Source organism: Methylobacterium sp. WL6, assembly GCF_008040095.1.
Lineage (GTDB): Bacteria > Pseudomonadota > Alphaproteobacteria > Rhizobiales > Beijerinckiaceae > Methylobacterium.
Genome location: NZ_VRVH01000029.1, coordinates 1 through 18,778, shown reverse-complemented (window position 1 = coordinate 18,778; position 18,778 = coordinate 1). Strand labels below are relative to the sequence as shown.

12 protein-coding genes and 6 pseudogenes are annotated in these 18,778 nt (G+C 64.4%); 6 read left to right on the top strand and 12 right to left on the bottom strand.

Features of this window, described 5'->3' with window-relative positions:
* Window positions 1–197 precede the first annotated feature (197 nt).
* Entirely contained in the window at window positions 198–1,187 is a 990-nt protein-coding gene (locus tag FV230_RS06870) for an aldo/keto reductase (RefSeq protein ID WP_147841794.1), read from the top strand.
* Between the two features lie 17 nt (window positions 1,188–1,204).
* Here the strand turns inward: FV230_RS06870 and FV230_RS06865 are convergent, their stop codons facing one another.
* From FV230_RS06865 to FV230_RS06845, 5 genes are all read right to left on the bottom strand, one after another.
* Window positions 1,205–2,071 (bottom strand): LysR family transcriptional regulator, encoded by an 867-nt coding sequence (locus tag FV230_RS06865; protein WP_147841784.1) that lies wholly within the window; start codon window positions 2,069–2,071, stop codon window positions 1,205–1,207.
* Between the two features lie 594 nt (window positions 2,072–2,665).
* Window positions 2,666–5,869 carry a PAS domain S-box protein gene (locus FV230_RS06860; protein ID WP_147841783.1) on the bottom strand — a complete coding sequence of 1,068 codons (3,204 nt, stop codon included), beginning with the start codon at window positions 5,867–5,869 and terminating at the stop codon, window positions 2,666–2,668.
* 105 nt (window positions 5,870–5,974) lie between these two features.
* Window positions 5,975–7,666: a methyl-accepting chemotaxis protein gene (locus FV230_RS06855; RefSeq protein WP_147841782.1), complete on the bottom strand. Its 1,692-nt coding sequence runs from the start codon at window positions 7,664–7,666 to the stop codon at window positions 5,975–5,977.
* 275 nt (window positions 7,667–7,941) lie between these two features.
* Window positions 7,942–9,180, bottom strand: a complete 1,239-nt coding sequence (locus FV230_RS06850) for a diguanylate cyclase (RefSeq protein WP_147841781.1) — start codon at window positions 9,178–9,180, stop codon at window positions 7,942–7,944.
* Between the two features lie 136 nt (window positions 9,181–9,316).
* Window positions 9,317–10,333 carry an HD domain-containing phosphohydrolase gene (locus FV230_RS06845; protein ID WP_246694768.1) on the bottom strand — a complete coding sequence of 339 codons (1,017 nt, stop codon included), beginning with the start codon at window positions 10,331–10,333 and terminating at the stop codon, window positions 9,317–9,319.
* A 585-nt stretch (window positions 10,334–10,918) separates the two neighbouring features.
* Here FV230_RS06845 and FV230_RS06840 point away from each other — a divergent pair.
* Window positions 10,919–11,116: a hypothetical protein gene (locus FV230_RS06840; protein WP_147841780.1), complete on the top strand. Its 198-nt coding sequence runs from the start codon at window positions 10,919–10,921 to the stop codon at window positions 11,114–11,116.
* A pseudogene (locus FV230_RS06835) lies at window positions 11,113–11,661 on the top strand (integrase core domain-containing protein); the annotation flags it as partial. The gene FV230_RS06840 and the pseudogene FV230_RS06835, both read left to right, overlap by 4 nt.
* Window positions 11,662–11,741: 80 nt before the next feature.
* Here the strand turns inward: FV230_RS06835 and FV230_RS31210 are convergent.
* Window positions 11,742–12,839, bottom strand: coding sequence for a methyl-accepting chemotaxis protein (locus tag FV230_RS31210; protein WP_147841779.1), 1,098 nt, complete (start codon window positions 12,837–12,839; stop codon window positions 11,742–11,744).
* Window positions 12,840–13,141: 302 nt separating this feature from the next.
* On the bottom strand, window positions 13,142–13,441 hold the full coding sequence (locus tag FV230_RS06825) for a hypothetical protein (protein ID WP_147841778.1): 300 nt from the start codon (window positions 13,439–13,441) through the stop codon (window positions 13,142–13,144).
* Window positions 13,442–14,454: 1,013 nt separating this feature from the next.
* On the opposite strand from FV230_RS06825, the gene FV230_RS06815 reads away from it, so the two are divergent.
* Complete coding sequence (locus tag FV230_RS06815; protein ID WP_147841776.1) at window positions 14,455–14,673, top strand: hypothetical protein; 219 nt, start codon at window positions 14,455–14,457, stop codon at window positions 14,671–14,673.
* An 18-nt stretch (window positions 14,674–14,691) separates the two neighbouring features.
* Here the strand turns inward: FV230_RS06815 and FV230_RS06810 are convergent, their stop codons facing one another.
* Complete coding sequence (locus tag FV230_RS06810; RefSeq protein WP_147841775.1) at window positions 14,692–15,423, bottom strand: Crp/Fnr family transcriptional regulator; 732 nt, start codon at window positions 15,421–15,423, stop codon at window positions 14,692–14,694.
* Between the two features lie 611 nt (window positions 15,424–16,034).
* Between FV230_RS06810 and FV230_RS06805 the strand changes: the two genes are divergently transcribed.
* Entirely contained in the window at window positions 16,035–16,256 is a 222-nt protein-coding gene (locus FV230_RS06805) for a hypothetical protein (RefSeq protein WP_147841774.1), read from the top strand.
* Window positions 16,257–16,290: 34 nt separating this feature from the next.
* Here FV230_RS06805 and FV230_RS06800 read toward each other — a convergent pair.
* Together FV230_RS06800 and FV230_RS06795 are read right to left on the bottom strand one after the other, a co-directional pair.
* Window positions 16,291–16,831: pseudogene (locus tag FV230_RS06800) on the bottom strand (transposase); the annotation flags it as partial.
* A 9-nt stretch (window positions 16,832–16,840) separates the two neighbouring features.
* Window positions 16,841–17,598, bottom strand: a pseudogene (locus FV230_RS06795) (IS5 family transposase).
* Between the two features lie 178 nt (window positions 17,599–17,776).
* Between FV230_RS06795 and FV230_RS06790 the strand changes: the two are divergent.
* Window positions 17,777–18,491: pseudogene (locus tag FV230_RS06790) on the top strand (IS5 family transposase).
* Between the two features lie 25 nt (window positions 18,492–18,516).
* On the opposite strand, the pseudogene FV230_RS30615 reads toward FV230_RS06790, so the two are convergent.
* Together FV230_RS30615 and FV230_RS06785 are read right to left on the bottom strand one after the other, a co-directional pair.
* Window positions 18,517–18,618 (bottom strand): annotated as a pseudogene (locus FV230_RS30615) (IS630 family transposase); the annotation flags it as partial.
* A gap of 35 nt (window positions 18,619–18,653) precedes the next feature.
* Window positions 18,654–18,778: pseudogene (locus FV230_RS06785) on the bottom strand (IS3 family transposase); the annotation flags it as partial.

Below are 18,778 nucleotides of genomic sequence, written 5' to 3'. Positions count from 1 at the left end.
TGTTGAAGCGGGCGCTAGTAACGTAGAGGTCTCGCCGGGACTTCGAAGTGGACGGTTCTCGTCCACCATTCATGACCTCCCGTCATAGACCCATGCGGATTTAGCCCACTAATCTGATGCACAATCGCGGATTAGCTTCCGTCCAATCAGGCGGGCTTACCGGAAGCCCACCGCCGAACAGGACGAGAAACCCGCGCATGAAGAGCCGCCAACTGGGCCCGCTGACCGTCTCCGAGATCGGCTACGGCACCATGAGCTTCTCCGGCACCTACGGCGCTTCGCCCGAGCGTTCCGAGGCCATCCGCGTTATCCGCGGCGCGAACGAGCGCGGCGTCACACACTTCGATACCGCCGAGGCGTACGGCCCCTTCACCAACGAGGAGCTGGTCGGCGAGGCGCTGTCCCCGGTGCGGGACCAGGTGACGATCGCCACCAAGTTCGGCTGGAACATCGACCCGGAGACCGGCGAGCGCCGCCCGGGCCTGAACAGCAAGCCGGCCCACGTGAAGCGGGCGGTGGACGGCATGCTGAAGCGGCTCAAGGTTGAGACCATCGACCTGCTCTACCAGCACCGCGTCGACCCCGAGGTCCCGATTGAGGACGTCGCTGGCGCGGTAAAGGAGCTGATCGCCGCGGGCAAGGTCAAGCATTTTGGCCTATCGGAAGCCGCCGCACAGACCATCCGCCGCGCGCATGCCGTGCAACCCGTGGCGGCCGTCCAGAGCGAGTACTCGCTCTGGACCCGCGACCCCGAGCCAGAGATCCTGCCGCTCTGCGAGGAACTCGGCATCGGCTTCGTGCCCTGGAGTCCGCTCGGCGCGGGGTTCTTGACCGGCAAGGTCGACCCGGGTGCGAGCCACGAGGCGGGCGATTTCCGGGCGACGTCCCCGCGCTTCACCCCGGAAGCGAAGGCAGCCAACCAAGCGCTGGTGAACCTGCTCCGGCGCGTCGCCGAGGCCAAGGAGGCGACGGCGGCCCAGATCGCCCTGGCCTGGCTGCTCGCACGCAAGCCCTTCATCGTGCCTATCCCCGGCACTCGCAAGCTCGAACGGGTCGAGGAGAACCTCGGCGCGGCGCAAGTCGTGCTCACCGCCGACGACATGGATGAGATCGAGGCGGCCGCGTCGGCCATCCCGGTCGAGGGCGATCGCTTGCCGGCTGCCGTCCTGCAGTTCTCCTACCGCTGATGAGTGATGCTCGACGCTCATCCCCGGTATCGCAGGGCGTCGAGCAGCAGACCGAAGGCGGCAGAAGACTGCCTTCGGCTGGGATAATAGAGGAAGTACCCATCGAAGGGCTCGCACCAGTCCTCGAGCACGCGCACCAATGACCCGTCTGCCAGCAACGGCGCGACCCGGTCCTCCACGAGATGCGCAAGGCCGTGGCCCGCGATCGCTGCTGCCATGGCAATCTCGCCATCGTTCAGAACGAGTTGGCCGTCGACCCTGACCTTCAGCTCCCGGCCATCCCGCTGGTACTCCCAGGCATAGTTGTCGCCGTTCGCCATCCGCAGGTTGATGCAAGCATGCTCTGGAAGGTCTCGCGGCGTCTCGGGCTTGCCTCGGCCGGCGAGGTAAGCGGGTGCACCCACCGTCGCCATGCGAAGCCGGGGGCCGATCCGCACGGCAACCATGTCCCGTTCGAGTCGCTCGCCGAGACGGATGCCTGCATCGAACCGCTGCGCGACGATGTCGGTTAGGCCGGACGCGACATTCACCTCGATCTGGATGTCGGGATACGCCCTGGTGATGCGGTCGACCACCGGCCAGAGGAGCGTCCGAGCTGCGTGCTCAGGCGCCGTAATGCGAACGGTGCCGGCCGGCCGCTCGCGCATCTCCGTCAGTGCTGCAACCTTCGCGTCGATTTCCTTGAGCGCCGGCCCGAGGGTCTCGATCAGCCGCTCACCCGCCTCCGTGGGCGCCACGCTGCGCGTGGTCCTCGTCAGGAGGCGCAGCCCCAGCCTTGCCTCTAGGCGCCGCATAGAATGGCTCAGCGCCGATTGTGAAACACCGAGCTTGTTGGCCGCCCCTGTGAAGCTCCGCTCCTCCGCGACGACGAGGAACATAGCCATGCCGCCCAGTTCTTCCCGTCCCACAGCAGCGATCCATCCCGACTCGGTTCATGACGGCTTGTCATAGACCGGAAGGGATGCGCGGCGAACATCCGCTTCGGTGTGCAAGGCCAGGGTCCGCTTGCCACCCCGAGCAGAAGTTGCCGGACGGCCGACGAGCGTCCGCTTTGGGGGAACGCCGACAGCGCGTCCGGCGGCTGAGTTGGGTCGGAAGCGGAAGCGTTCTCGGCGACCGTCGTTTGGGTAGGCACGGAGCAACCGATCTCGCCTGCCCAAATGATCGATCGAAGCTGTGACCCGAATCGATTCCTCCCCTGTGCGCAACCTTATCGGCCCTGGAAACCCGCCTTCCTCTACGACCGTTTCAAGAGCCCGAAGGCTTGCTTCAGCCCGCCGCGCAGACCGGCCGGACACCCACTTGGTCGAGGTGGCGGATGTTATCGATCCTCCATTCGCCGCCTTCCTGTGCGAAATCGACGAGGATGTTGCGGTTGAAGGACGGGATCGGCGCGTCCTCGTTGGAATAGTTGCGCTTCGCTCGATGTGGTCGACGACCGTTTGGTCGGGACCACCGAGTTATCTGGTAGGCGCTCCCTAAGCCGCTGCCGCGGATCGCAACGCCATAATCTCGCTTAGCGTCCGGTCACGGACCTTCCGCAGAGTCGAGAGCTGCAAATCGTAGCCGTGCCCCCCGTTGCAGGCCGCCTCAACCTCGCGGCAGGCTTGGGCCAACTCGACGAAACCCAACGCCCCGGCGGCCGAGACCATAGCATGCGCATCGTAAGCGAGTTGGCGCGGATCGGCGGATGCCGTGGCCGGGAAACGCTCCCGAAGTTCCTCCGCAAGCATCGCCAGTATCCTGTCGAACCGTTCCCGCCCGACCAGCGCTATCAGGTCATCGTGAATGGTTGCATCGGTAGTGGGTGCCGGGGGCTCGGTGGTCGGCACGGCGACGGTCAATCGATCGATGACATCGAGTAGCTGGTCCACGCGGAACGGCTTACCGACATGAGCATCCATGCCGGCCGTGAGGAAGGACTCGACCTGTTCCGGCAGAACGTTGGCCGTCATCGCGACGATCGGCATCCGAGAGCCGGCGCCCTCTGATGCCCGAATTCGGCGCGTCGCGGCAATGCCGTCGAGCACCGGCATCTGCACATCCATGAGCACGAGGTCGTACGGCTTCGCCCGAACCGCCGACACCGCCGCGGCACCGTCCTCGACCAAGTCGACCAAGTGACCGGCCCGCGTCAGGATCTCGTGCGCGAGTTCGCGGTTGAGGGCGACATCATCGGCAAGCAGCAGGCGCCGCCGGACGCGCTTGACCACTGGGCGGGTGGGTTGGCGGTCTGTGACCTCCTGTGGCGCGAGCGGCAGCGCGACCTCGAACCAGAACGTCGAGCCCACGCCGACTTGGCTGTCGAAACCGATGGTTCCTCCCATCGCTTCCACTAGAGCCTTGCAGATCGCCAGTCCGAGGCCCGTTCCCCCGAAATCCCGACTTATCGAGCCGTCCGCCTGTGAGAACCTTCGGAATAGCCTGTCCCTCCGGGAAGCGGAGACCCCCACGCCGGTGTCGGCGACGCCAAGGCGCAACCGCACCCGTCCGTCTGGGAGACCGATCGCGCGCACGTCCACGTCCACCCGGCCGACCCGGGTGAACTTGCAGGCGTTACCGAGCAAGTTAAGGACTATCTGGGTCAGCCTATCCCGGTCCCCGACCAGCCGGTACGGGAGGTTCCCATCGAACGTCACGTTGAGAATCAGTCCCTTGGCCTCGGCCGGTCCGCGGACCATCTCGCACGCATTCTCGACGAGGCCACGCACTGCGAAGGGGCGCGGCGTGATCTCGACCTGCCCCGCCTCGATCTTCGAGAAATCGAGGACGTCGTCCACCAACGTCAGCAAGGCTGCCCCTGCCGAACGTATGCGTTCAGCGTGCAGGCGGGCGCGCGGCGGCACGCCGGGCTCGTCGAGCAGAAGATCGCCATACCCGAGCACTGAGTTCAGCGGCGTTCGGATCTCATGGCTCATAGCCGCGAGGAACTCTCCCTTTGCCGCGCTCGCTCTCTCCGCTTCCTCCCGGGCGGCGACGAGGGCGGCCTCATCGGCCTTCCGGGCCTCGACGTTCCTAACCGACGAGACGAAACCCGTGGTCGCCCCGGATCCGTCTCGCAGCCGCTTGAGCGAGGCCTCGACCCAGACCCAGCGACCGTCCCTGTGGCGCAACCTGTTGACGACGATGCCTCGATCCTTGGTTCCGGCCAGCATGTCCGAGAGGAGGCGATCGAGGTCGGCGGTATCCTCCTGATGAATCATCTGCCGGGGGCTCAGGCCCACGAGCTCATGAGGCTCGTAACCAAGCAGGTCGCGGCTCGCGGGCGAGACGTACAGACGGTGGCCGGAGCAATCCATCTGGGTGACCATGTCGGCCGCGGCCTCGGATACAAGCCGGAGGCGCGCCTCGCTGGCCCTCAAGGCGTGGTCCGCCTCGATCCGTGCGGTCACGTCCCTCCCCGAGACGACCACGGTCCGGTCGCCCGAAATGTTCCCGACCAACCGGAACACGGATTCGATCCAGACGTAGTGCCCGTCCCTGTGGCGCAGACGGTGGACGTGCGAGGCCTGGGGACGGTCCGGAGACAGCGAGCCGTACACAGAAATGACCTCGGTCATCTCGTCAGGATGGATGAGGTCCTCGGGGGCCAGCGCGGCGTACTCCTCCGGGCTCCATCCGAGGACCAACCGGACAGCCGGTGACACGTAAGCCCGTTCCCGCATCGACGGCTTGAGCACGATGAGATCGTTCGTGTTCTCGGCCAGGAGGCGGTAGCGCTCCTCGCTCGCCCGTATCCGCCCATCGGCGGCCCGCCGCCGTTCGAACTCGCGCGCCAACTGCAGCAGCGCCGCGACCAGCACGAGCGTGAGGCCGCCGGCCACCGAGACTTGCACAAACGCCGAGCGCCTCCAACCGGCCAGCGCGTCCGTACGGGACAGCGCGGCCGCGACGTACAGGGGATAATCGTCGAGGAAGCCCAGGGCGATCACGCGCTCAACGCCATCCGTCATCGCCGTGGTCCAATACGGAGCCTCGTCCCTGGCTGGGACGTGGCGCCGGTAGTTCTCCCCGTCGGCGAAGTTCTTGCCGATCACGGCCGGGAGAGCCGGGGAGCGTACCAGAAGGGTACCGTCCGATCGCCAGAGACTGAGGCCCGCACCGGGGCCGTTGTCGATGCCGGCGTAAACGGACTCGAAGGTCTCGGGGTCGAGCGTCGCTTGCACGATGCCGGAGAAGCTCCCGTCCGGCCCGTCGATACGGCGTGCGACCGGGATCAACACCTTGCCGCTCAGGCGACCCGTGACAGGGTCGCCGATCAGCAGGCCTCCGCCGGGCCGGTCGCGCAGCGTCCGGAAGTAATCACGGTCATGGATGTCGAGGGCGCGGGCGGGGAAGACCTGCCCCTCAACAGTCGCACGCCCGTCCCGGTCGACGATGACGATGTTGTACAGCCGCGAACGCTTGACCTGCTCGCGTAGGGCAGCGTGGACTGACTCGGTCGACAGGCCACCCTCATGGCGTCCCACGAGAGGCGCCACCGCCCGCAGGTACGTGTCGATGATCTCGAAGGTGCGTGCAGCATGTTGCTCGACCGCGTGCGCGGTATTCGCGGCACGTGTGCCCGCCTCGGCGAGTTCGTGTTCGTATTGCCGGTGCAAGGTCACGCCAACGACGGCGGGGATGCCGATGCCAAGCGCCAAGGCAGCGATGCGCGCGAGCGTTGCGAAACCCGGCATCATCGAAGGGTACCGACCCTGGCTCACGGGGAGGCTCCGACCACGGGATCACATCCAGGTCGGGCGGTCGACGGAATGCCCCACGGGTACGCCGTGTCGCCGGGCATGTCAGGCCGCACGTACGGTCGCAAGGAAGCGCCCAACCTCGGCGGTGAGGTGCTCGGACTGGCGCGACAGCTCGGACGCCGCGCCCAGGACTTGACTCGCGGCGGCCCCCGTCTCCTCGGCCACGCCGGCCACGCCCGCGATGTTGCTGGTTACCTCACCCGTGCTCATCGCAACCTGGCTGACGTTGCTCACGATCTCCTGGGTGGCGGCTCCCTGCTGCTCGACGGCGGCGGCGATCGAGGTGGCTACGCCGCTGATCTCGCGGATCCGCGCGGTGATGCCGGTGATCGACGTCACGGCCTGTCCCGTCGAGGACTGGACCTGCGCGATCTGACCGGAGATCTCCCCGGTGGCCTTGGCAGTCTGTCCGGCCAGGGCCTTCACCTCGGCGGCGACGACGGCGAACCCCTTGCCAGCCGCTCCGGCGCGCGCGGCCTCGATGGTGGCATTTAGCGCCAGGAGGTTCGTCTGACCGGCAATGTTCGAGATCAGACCAACGACGTCCCCGATGCGGGACACGGCAGCGCTCAACTCCCGGACCAGCATGCCGGTCTGGTCCGCCTCGCTCACCGCGAGGCGAGCGAGCTCAGCCGAACCGCCGACCTGCCGCCCGATCTCCTGCACCGAGGAACCGAGCTGCTCGGCGGCAGCCGCCACGGTGTTCACGTTCAAGGCGGCCTCCTCGGCGGCTGCGGCCACCGTGGTCGATTGGTTGGCCGTCTCCGTCGCAGTGGCGGTCATCGACTGCGCGGTCGCCTGGAGCTCGGTCGCCGACGACGAGACCATGCCGATGATGCCACCGACGGCACTCTCGAAGCCATCCGCCATCTGGCGCATCCCGGCCTTGCGCTGTTCCTCCGCGGCGAGCCGTGCCTGGGCTGTTTCCACCTCCAGGGCGCGGGTCTGGATTAGGTTGTCCTTGAACACCTGCACGGCAGCGGCCATCGCGCCGACCTCGTCGGCGCGCGACCGGTAGGGGACCTCGATGCCGGCGTCGCCATCGGCCAAGCGCGCCATCGTGACCGTCATCGATTGGATCGGGCGTGAAACGCGCAGCAGGCTGAACGTGGCCGCCGCGCCCGCCGCCGCCAGCGCGATGGCGATGGCCGCGTAGACCGCAATCGCCGCATCGTCGGCTGCGGCGACCACGGCGTCCGCGTCCGCGTGCGCCCCGCGTTCGTTCAACGCCACATCACGGGTCAACGCTTGGCGAACCTCGTTGTAGAGACCGATATTCTCAGGGCGCCCTATCATGGCGAGTCCCTCGCCCGGACGACCGTCCTCGGCCAGGCGCATCGCCTCCTGGCCGACGGCTTCGTAGCGGTCCCATGCCGCTGCGAAGGCGTCGTAGGAGGCCCTTTCCTCTGCGGAAGAGATCATCGGTTCGTAGGCCTTGCGCGCGTGGCCCAACGCCGCGAGCGCCTCGGTCATGTCGGCGGCGTTCTTGGCGCGCTGTTCCGCACTGCCGGCGATGGACAAGGAGCGGAGTTGCTTGATGCGAACCTCGGACGCGGTGGCGCGGATATTCGTGGCGGCAACGACGGATGGCAGCCACTTGGCCGAGACCTCCGTGGCGGAATGGCGGATGTTGGCGAGCTTCGCCAGCGACAGCGTCCCCTGGCCAGCGCAGATGAGGGCGAGCACGCCGAATGCCGCCACGAGGGAGGTCTTGAGGGTTAGGTGGGGGCGCATGGGACCGGGTCGACGCACGAGGATGGAGGCGGAGCGCCGCGCGCATGGCCGCCGATATTGAACGTCGCAGACTGCCAGTCGAAGCTTACTAAAACCTAGCCGTTCGTCCAGAACGTCTCATCGTGACCAAGCACGCTCAAGTGAAATTTGCCGCCGAACACTCAATTTATGGTCGAACGAGGCCATGGCCAAACAAGGCATCGATCGAGGTCGATGAACGTTCAGGAGGGCCGGTCCACCGCCACGTTGTGTCCGCGTCCGGAACCACGATCGGTTCAAGCCGCCGCCGGGATCGTGACAGGGGTGGGCTCGACCGTGTCAGGGGCATATGACACCGTGTTTCGACCCGAGGCCTTCGACGCGTAGAGCGCCTCGTCTGCCCTTTTCAGCGTACGGGTGCCAGCTGTGGCGTCGCCGTCGGCCTTCCCGGCCGCGGCGCCGACGCTGACGGTCACGGGACGCGATTCCGCGAAGCCGGGGTGCGGGATGGCCCGTTCCTCGACGGCACGACGTATGGCTTCCCCGGCCATGAGGATGGCGTTCCGGTCGGCACCCGGCAGTAGGACGGCGAACTCCTCCCCTCCCAGGCGTGCCACCGTGCCGTCCGAGACCAGCGGCACCGCCGCCAGCCTTCCGGCGACCGCACGGAGGCAATCGTCCCCGGCACCATGCCCGGCGCTGTCGTTGAACGCCTTAAAGTGGTCGATGTCGACCATCAGCACGCCGAACCATCCGTGTTTAGCGCCGACCGTTCGAATGGCCGACTCCAGTCGGGCGTGGAAGGCCCGCCGATTGAGCAGTCCGGTCAGGTGGTCCGTGGTCGACAAGCGCATGAGTTCGGCGTTCGCCTCGGCGAGGGCCATGGCCTGCGAGGTTTCCCTGAGCCCGTGCAGGAAGACGTCGCGGCTGCCACCTTCCCGACCGAAGTTCATCGATAGGGTGAGAACGACGACAACGGCATTGAAACACAACGTGGCGAGGATGTCGTCAAGGTCTCCGGGCGCGCATAACGTCACGGCGAGGCCGAGGGTCGCCAGGATGTTCGAGCCGGCGAGGATGACCGCGTGCACGAAGCGCAGCGGCATGGCGGCGTTGACGAAGAAGGCCGCCATTCCCGCTGCGGACAGATAGAGCTCCACGTAGCGACCACCGAGGAGCAGGCCGATCGACGCTATGCTCACGAGGCCGCAAAGGACCGGAAGGCCCGCGAGGAGCCCTTGTTGCCAGGAGGGACGATTCGAGGTGAGGAGCAGCAGCCCGACCAGAAGCACGGGGGCGACGAGGCCCAGCCGGATTGCGAGCCCGAGCAGCAGCGCGCCGTGCCAGGCATCCAACGCGATGGCCAGGATGTCGGCGCACAGCGCGAACGCCAGGAAATGCCGGAGCCGCGCCGTGCGGGCGCGGACGGTGGACCGGTCGAAGGCCGCCTCAAGATCCGCCCCCATCCGGAGTCGGTACCGCGGTCGCGACAATGCCGCTTCCACTGCATCTGCGCTGGGCAATTGCTCGATCATCGCTGACAGCTCCCATCCGGTCGCGTCGATGTATCGCCGGCTGGTTCAGGGATGATGAAACTGGAACCGACGGGTGTTGGTAGCCCGAGACATGTCGATCCCGCGTGGGACGCCCCTCCGGGCATTTCGGGATGGGTCATGCCGGTTGGCGCGGCCTGGGTCTGAGCGCATCCGAAGAGGCACCGCCGTCAAAGGGGGGCGATATCACGACCGGTTTGAACGCTCTGACCAAGTCGCGGTCCAATCGCCCGGCCATCCCGTCGAGTACATCGAATGCCGAAACGTTGCTCGCCGGGGCGCGGTAAGGTCGGTGCTCGATCAGCGCCCCGTAGATGTCGCAGATCGTGACCAGGCGCACGAGGTCCGGGATGTCGGCGCCGCGGAGGCCATCCGGGTAACCGGAGCCGTCGAGCATTTCGTGGTGGGAGCGCGCGACCCATAGCATGGCGTCCTCGAACCCCTGGGCGAGGAGCATCGAATGGCCCTCGGCGGCATGGGTCCGCATGACGGTCATCTCCGACGCATCGAGCTTGCCGGGCTTGTTCAGGATCGCGGTCGGAACCTTCGTCTTGCCAACATCGTGGAGCAGTGCCGCCTTGACGACCCTATGCTTATCGGCTGCGGAGAGACACAGCGTCCCAGCGAACGCCGCGGCGAGTCCTGCCACGAGGAGGATGTGCTGGTGCGTCGCGTCGTCAAACTCGCGCACCGTTCGAATCCAGTTGTAGATGCCGCTGGCGCCGATGGCCCGCGCGACGGCCTCGGTTCCGTTCGTTACCTCATCGGATGTGAGGATGCCTGAGCTGAAGGTTTCACGCAGGAACTCGCGTGCGCGGATCGCGTGCTTCCGTGCGAACAGGGGAACGTCGCCGGCCTCTACTAAGAGGCGTTCGATTAGGGCGGGCAACGTGTCGGTATCCACGGCCGGGACTACGACCGTCGCTCCCAGGACGTCGGCATAAGCGCGAGCGCGAGGGCCGTCCTCGTGCACGACGAAGACGAGGCGGCCATCCGCCGGTCGTACCCCTCCAAGGAGGGTTCGCAGACGCGAGATTGCGTCGGCCGTCAGCTCACTGACGTCGCTGACGACAATGTCGGCGGGACGTGACCGGTCGCCGTCGTCATAGAGGTCGAGGATGGTAAGCGCGGCCAAATCCTCCAACGACCGAAAGCGTCGTCGGGTGCGAGCCGTGTCATCGCTTACGAGTAATAGGCCGGTCATTCCCGCCATCGGCTCAAACATATCATGAATCAGCGCATGGCTCGTCGTTCGAGGAGTTCACTCGATTAAGTAAGAGCCATTAGGTCTTAAAGATTGGCCAATGCCGTTGCGGGAGGATGCTTCGCCATTCGGCAAGCCGAATCTGCCATACACCCCTACGGCTCATTGTCACGCAGGTTCGCCCTGGCCCACGCCCGGCGCGCGCTGACTTCGTGCAGATTGATGGCACCTGCGCTCAGGGTGTGCACAACGTGGTCGCCTGAGCTACCCGATCCTGCGCATGCAGTGTAGCCGGGAGGCGTTCCGCTCGGCTCGGCTCCGGACGACGCGCGTTGGATCCTTCCGATCCGGGATGGCGCCCTCCCCATGACGTGGTGGTCACCCAAGGATCGGCCCCACACGAAACGAGAGGCAGTCCTGGCGTTAGAGCGCGCCGCGGACATCCCACTCCCGATCGTCCGTGACCCACCCCGAGGGGCCATCCTCTTGAGCCAGCTCCGGAAGATGGGACCGGAATTGGACGACGAAAAGAATCGGGGTGCGGTACTCGACGCGATCCTGGCAGCCCTGTTGACCGGGACGATCCAGCCCGTGTCGCGCAAGACCAAGGGCGTAGCCCTGGCGCAGCTCGTCTTCCTGCGAGCCGACGTCGAGGCGGTGGTGGGCGATGTATCCGACAGGCCGATCAGATACAGCCTGTACCAACCTTACTAGACGATGGCTCCGGCGTACGGCTGCGGCCTCTCCATCGCAACCATGCCTGGAGCTTCAACTTTATGCAGAGCCAGACCCATGACGGGCGAAGCCTGCGCATCCTGACGCTGATCGACGAGCACAGTCGCGCCTGCCTGGCGCTGAAGGTCGCGCGGCGCATCAACAGCCTGGGTGTGATCGAGGCGCTGACCGATGCGATGTGCCTGCATGGCATCCCGGAGAACATCCGCTGCAACAACGGCCCAGAGATGATCTCGAAGGCTTTACGGGAATGGGTCGCGAAAACCGGCCTGCAGATCCAGTACATTGCACCAGGATCGCCGTGGGAGAATGGCTATTGTGAGAGCTTCAATTGCAAGCCGAAGGAGTAGTGCCTACGCCAAAAGACCTTCTACTCTCTCAAGGAGGCACGGACCGTGATCGGTATTTGGTGGAATACCTACAACCGCGCTCGACCGCATTCGTCCTTGAGCTACCGGCCGCCCGCGCCTGTCACTTTCCCGGACGTTGCCTTCCGGCTACCCATGGTCGCCACCATGCAGTAGCCTTTCACTTGGTTCGGTCCAAAATCCCGGCCAGGTCAGACGCAAGCACGGTGGTGCCAAGTTGTTAATAGAAAATATTATCATCCGGCCTTCTGCTGAACGATCATGCCGTACCAGCCCAAGCCGAGGTAAGTCTCGTAACCTGGTGTCCGGTGGAAAGCTGTGACCGTGCCCGTCTGGCTGTCTCTGGTAATACCGCTGGCCTGACCCTTCGGATCCAGCGGCAGCACTTCACTGAGGACACCCTGACCGTCAGACGCTGCCAGGACACGGCGGTTAGCATCAACGAGCAAGACACGGGTTCGCGCTCGGTCCGCCGGAGCGACACGTACCCCTTCCACGATTGCGCGGGCTTGGGGCTCCCAGTCGAAGTGGATGCCAAGCACGCCAAGCATCGGCCCATTCGCTCGGCCGCCTTCACGCACGCTGGCCGCGTAGGTGGCGACCTGAGCCCCACCAAGCCGGTTCTCACGGCGTACGTTCGCGCTGACGTAGTCGTCACCACTGCGGAGCGCAATGGCGTTCTGAAACCAAGGCTCGCCGGCTACGCTTTGACCGCGCACACCCGGGTAGCGATCGGGTCTGCCATTGGCGATGACGACGCCGTTCCGGTCGCAAAGCCAGAGATCGAGGTAGACGGTATAGGCTGACAGGATAACGCCCAGGCGTTCGCAGGCGTAGGCGGCGGATGCCTCACCCGGGCTTGCCGCGCAATCGACGACGGCGGCATCGGTCGCCCACCAGCGCACGTCGCAGGTCCGCTCATAGAGGTTCCGGTCGATCAGTTCGACGGCGTTTAAAGCCAGGTCGGTTAGGCGCTCGGCCTCGGCCTTCTGTGCCATCCCTTCGACGGCCTGCTGCAGCATGCCGATCCGGCCTGATAGATGAGCCTCAAGCTCGCGAGCGACACCATCAATCTCGGCCCCAATCGAGCGAACCTCCTGCGCAACAACGGAAAAGCCCCGCCCCTGCTCACCGGCGCGGGCAGCCTCGATGAGCGCGTTGAGCGCAAGGATCCTGACCTGCGCGGTGATCTGCTGGATCCGACGTGTCGAGTCGCCGGCGATCTGATTGACCTCGGAAGTGAGGCTCGCAATCGCAGCCAATGTGGGATCGACGTTGACCGGAAGGCCACCCGTCGGCGGCGCAGTTCCCACAACTTTAGGATGAAGGTTCATAGGTTTATCAACTCTCAGGGCTGCATTCAAAATGCAGCGCGAAGGTTAATAAGTTCTGGTGATCTCAAATCAGTTCTGAAATCGTCATCACATCGGCGTTACTGGATGACTGGCAGGGAGCAATAGCGATGGATTTGGCTAAGGCCTTGCTCAGGCGCCAGATTAGAATTTTTGCGTCCCAAGGACGGGTACCGCCCCTCATCCGTTTGCAAGGACGAATTTGGGGGCGCCCCATGAAAATGGCCCTGCAAGCTAGCTTCTGCAGGGCCATCGGGTCGTTGGTTCGGTGTTGACGACGGACCTCAGCAGTCGTTGCTGCCCGGCTTCACCACCTGGCCCTCTGCCGCCTTCTTCTCACCATCGACGGGCTTGGTGCCGGCGCCGACGTTGTTCAGCGCGCCGACGGTTCCGGGAGACTCCGCTTTGGCGCCAGGGGTCGTCTTGGCGGACGACGTGCCATCAGTCATCGAACTCTTGTCGGTCGAAGACGACTTGCCTTCCATGTTGGTGGTCGTTCCCACCGAGCACGGGGCGGCGTAGGAGGCACCGGCCGTCAGTATCAGGATGGCGGCAGCGCCTGAAAGGGTCGCAAACTTGGTCATGTTTCCTCCGATTGTATTGCCGGAAGGAAACTAATTTCGGCACGATGGTTCCGACCCTGCGCCACTAAGGCCCTTTCCGTCCCTGGAAGGGTCGAAGCAGCCAGGCCATGCCTTTCGCTTCCGCTTGTTCGACCTCGTCCGTTTCCGCCATCCGACCTGTCTCCGTGTCGATCTCATAGACGATCTGCGTCCGGAGGGGCGGGAGTGGAACGCCGTACTCAGCGAGCAGCAAGGCGAAGGCGATCTGTTCGTCCGTGAAGCGTTTGGAGGCATGGCATCCACCCTCCTTGAGGGTTCAGGATGCCCGAAAACTTGTGCTCAGCGCGGACCAGTTTGGTGGGTTAGGGTCAGTGGCGAGACGTTAATGCAAAGACCTCAGCCCTTTTTTATTATGTATTAATGGCTTCCCGGCATCCGGGTGAAAGCTTGGACGTGTTCCTGACAAAACAAGCGCGTGTCTCGGTACTATCCTCAGGTGGCAACCCGATGCAAAGGGCAGCAAAGTCGTCAGCACAGGGCATCTGCATGGCGGCCTTATTTTCCGGTGCCACCTGAGCAGCCATGGCTGTGCCTACTGCAAACATAGCAAGTACAAAGCTCAACCCTAAACGTACCAACATCTGGCCCTCTCGAAGCACTTGACCACTCGGAGTCAACGTTAAGAAGCCGTCTGATGCTCTGCAATTTCTCAGAGCCTACACTGCGCGGAGATTCCTGCGCTGCTAAACGGACCCAAGCCGGACGATATGGCGGAGGCTTGGACTTCCCTGACAAGCCACCTTTGAGCTTTGTAGAGGTCAAGAACCCGCGTTACCTCGAAACCTGAGGTCTGATCCTCGCTTCCGTGCTCATGTTAAGCCTATACTCGTACCCCAACCGGCATGTGCGCCTTTGCCTGATGCCACAGCACCGTCGCCCCACCCATGCGTCATGAATATAGCGTAAAATTCTACACTTGACCCCAGAGGGTATAAAACTGCAATTGTAGACGAATGAAACTTTTAGGGGTAAGCATGAGCAATCCAGCAGGTGCTACCGATTTGATGAAGCTGTCCGCGCTGGCCGCCAGCCTCGGCATTCCTGTTGAGAGGTTCTTCGCCGACGACGAGGCGACTGAACGCCTCGCCGGGGCAAGCGAGTGCGCCCGGCTCTGGGACTTGATCAAGACCGTCGAGGGGCGCCGACACGCCCTGGCATATCTGCGCGGACTGGCAGACGAGCCCAACTCATGACGCTGTTGACGGTCCGGGCTACTGCGCTTCTGTAGCGTCGCCCCCCTCGATCAGCCGGGCGTACTCGGTCTCGGCCAAGCCGTAGCTGTCCCCCGCCACATCGAGCAGGCGCTCGCGGTCGATGATCTGGACGCGGCCCCGGCGCTTGCCGACGAGGCCGTCCTTCTCGAGAACCTTCATCGCCATCGTCACGCCGGGCCGTTCGACGCCCAGCATCAGCGACATGAACTCCTGCGTGACCGTGATGTCGTCGCCCTCGCCGCGATCGTGACACATCAGCAGCCAACGGGCGAGGCGGGTCGGCGTACCACCGCGGGCGTTCGCGAACGCGGTCTGCGCGGTCTGGATGATCTTAGCCTGGATGTAGCGGTGCAGGAGGCCACGCAGAGCGGGGCGGCGCTCCACCTCGGCGCGCAGGTTAAGCACATCGACCGTCAAGACGTGCCCGGCCGCCTGGACGAAGTGGGTGTACGGGCTGCGATCGTCGTCGAGCAGGACCGGGGCGGCGCCGACCAGGGCCTCACGGCCAAGCAATCCGATCTCGACGCGGCCGCTCGGCGCATCGGAGGTGACGGAGACAATGCCCGCCTCCACGAAGTGGACGCTCGTGATCTGCGTGTTGGCCGAGATGAGCACGCGCCGGAGCGGGATCGCCTCGGAACGCAGCGCAGGTGCCAGGGCGGCGAAGTCCTCCGGAGGCAGCGCGCGCAGGAGGCGGTTGCGCAGGGCGGCCTGCTGGAGATCTGCCACGTGTGCTCTCACGTTGCGGGCAAGAGCACACGCTGTCCCTCAATCGTCAGCGCCCTGAAACGAGCCGACCACGACCGTCACTTGGTGAGTGGTATACAAAATGACAATCGCTAAAAACATGCATCTTCAAAACTATTAGGCGCCATATCGCACCCCCAATGTAAAAATATTACATACCGAGATTGTCTATTTTTGTCGAGGTACAATCCATATCATTTTATAACTTGTCCGCCCGCAGCATTTCACGGGCGAACGCGAACACCGCGTCGCGCTTCTTCGGCGATCGGATTGCCAGCCAAGTCTGGATGAGCAGCAAGGCATCCCTTGGATGCCTGCGTTGGACAGCTTGAAGAAAGAGTTCGAGGAGCAGCCGGGCATCTGCGCGATCTGAGAGAGCTTCTCAGAACCGTTGACGTCAGGAATGAAACTCATCCCTTGGGGCGTAGGCATATCCTTGTCATTCCCTGCGTGCACATCTGCCAAGGTCAGATTACATGCCCTGATCATTGCAAGGTGGCTTGTAAATTCGCGAATAATAAACAAAAGTAAAAATGAGACATAGATATGTAAAATTTTTACATTCAATACTCTTGCATATGGAGGAAGAACTGGTGGATGACACGCTTGATTTAGTTACGGTCGCCGACGCGGTCCTGGCTGCACATGCTGTCATTGAAGAGAATGGCACGCACGAGATGAAGATGATGAGCCGGACGCTCCTGTTCACGGTCGGCAAGGAAATCGCGCAACGCGGTGGACTTAGTTGCGAACCAACGGATCTTCATCACGCCGAGCCTGGATGGCCTCTAGAACAATCCAAGGTCGAAAGGTAAGGCGACGACCTTTCAAAGCTAGAGTAGCATCCGATCAGGGAGGATCATATGCGTGGTATCCCGCGGCGGCGGAGTAGTTCCGGCATCTGTTGGGTTTGAAGGCGGCAAGAGCATTCCGGATGGCATCCTAGAGGTCGGCAACGGTGCGCTGCGCGTCCGATGGGAGTATGGCTTTGATCTTGGCGAAGGCGACCTCGTCCAGAGCCTATTGGAAGATCGATGGGATTGAAATCGGAGCTGAAGGGCGGATGGTAGAGCAGCCGTCCACCGATCGCCTCGATCGCCTCGTGCACGCTTTTGATCTCCAGGGCTTCGAGGTTGTCAAGGATGACGGTGTCGCCCTGCCGCAGCGCCGGGGTCAGCGTTTCGAAGGCGTAGGCGCGGAAGCGTTTGCCGTTCATGGCCCCGTCAAGGAGCGCGGTCGCGAGCAGGCCGCTGGAGCGCATAGCGGCAATGTCGGTGATGGTCTTCAAGTGTCCGAACGGCGTGCCGACCCGGCAACGCTCGCCGCGCGCGGCGCGTCCGTAGCGACGGACAATACCAGTGTTGGCCGCGATTTCGTCCAGGAACACTAGGTCGCGGACTCATAAAGTTCGCAGCCAGACCCGGACGGCAGCGAGTTTGACGCTGGCGAGGAAGTTGTCGGGATCCTTGTCGTAGCGGGTGGCGACGGCGCGGAAGTGCTTAATCTTGCTGAAGAAGCGCTCGACCAGGTTGCGGTACTTGTACAGGAACGGGCTGAAGGCCAGGACCTGTTTGCGGTTGGGCATTGGCCTCACGTTCGCCCAAGCACCCTGCTCGGACATCCGGGCTCGCAGCGCATCGCTGTCATAGGCCCGGTCACCCAGCAGGACCTGGCCTTCACCCAACCCGCCCAGCATGTTGGTCGCCGAGCGCCCGTCATGCGCCTGACCGGGCGTGATCTTCAACGCGAGGGGACGGCCCTCGGCATCCACCAGCGCGTGGATCTTGCTGGTCAGGCCGCCCCGTGAGCGACCCATGCCACCGGATCCGCCGTCTTTTTTTTGGCGCAGGCTGCGTGCTGGTGAACCCGCACGCTGGTGGCGTCGATCATCTGCAGATCGCCCTCGTAAGCCTTCGACACGGCAGCCAGAAGCCGATCCCAAATGCCGCGCTTGCGCCAGCGCCGGAAGCGGTTGCCGCAGGTCGTGTAGGGCCCGTAACGCGCCGGGATGTCGGCCCACGGTGCGCCCGTGCGCAGCCGCCAGAAGATCCCGTTCAGCACCCGTCGGTCGTCCACCCGATCCTTGCCGCGCACGTCCGTCGGCAGGACCGGCTCGATCACCGCCCACTCTTCATCCGTCAGGTCAAACCGCGCCATCCTCGGTCCTCCATTCGGAGAACCAACGATGCCACGGCCAAACCGTGCCAGACGTTATGAGTTCACGACCTAGCGTCCGGACCCATAACGGTGGCGCGGACGGCGTAGGTGTGATTCACGGCTTGCACGGGAGGGGCCGATGGATCAGTTCTGGCTGACGGACGAGTAGTTTGCGCGGATCGCACCGCACCTGCCCACACACACCCGGGGCGAGGAGCGCGTGGACGACCGGCGCGTGATCAGCGGAATCATCCACGTGTTGAAGTCCGGTGGGCACTGGACGGATGCGCCGCGGGACGTCTACGGGCCGAAGAAGACGCTCTACAACCGCTTCGTGCGCTGGGCGGCAAAGGGGGTCTGGGTCGGGCTGTTCGAGACCCTGGCCCAGGCCGGCGGGCCGCCCTCGCAGGTGCTGATCGCCTCCACCGCCGTGAAGGCTCACCGCTGCGCTGCCGGGGGTAAAGGGGGGAGCAAAGCTAGGCCATCGGCCGCTCGCGCGGCGGGCGCACGACCAAGATCCCCGCCCTGACCGACCGTGCCTGCCGCCCGCTCGCCTTCCTGCAGACCGGCCGGCAGGTCACCGACTGTAAGGCCGGCACGCTGCTGCTCGAACGCCTGCCCGCCTGCCGCGTCGTGCTGGCCGACAAGGGTTACGACAGCGATGCCATCCGCCGGCAGATCGAGGCGGCGGGAGCCGCGCCCAACATCCCCCCAAGGTCAACCGACGCTGGAAGCCGTGCTTCTCGCCCGTGCCATATCGAGGACGCAACGCCATCGAGCGGATGTTTGGTCGCCTGAAAGACTTCCGCCGCATCGCTACGCGCTACGACCGCTCGGCAGTCAACGACCTCGCCGCCGTCTGCCTCGCCGCGACCGTCAGCTACTGGTTATGAGTCCGGACGCTAGAGCTGTTCCTGTTCATGTTGGGTCGAAGGCATCGTATCCAGTGGCGGCGACATAGTTTCGGCATTTGCAAGGATGGAAGGCTTTGAAGGCGTTTCGGATCGCGGTCCAGAGGTCTTGATCGGCCCCCACGAGGTGGTCCAAGGGTAAAGTTAGTGCACGGTGGGCCGCTCCGCCACGGGTAGCTTGGCCGGCGGAGCTGGTCTGGCAAGCGCAGCCGGCCAAGCGGAGAAGGCTGGCATGAACACCTCCGGGGCCGGCGGTCGGTATCCCAGAG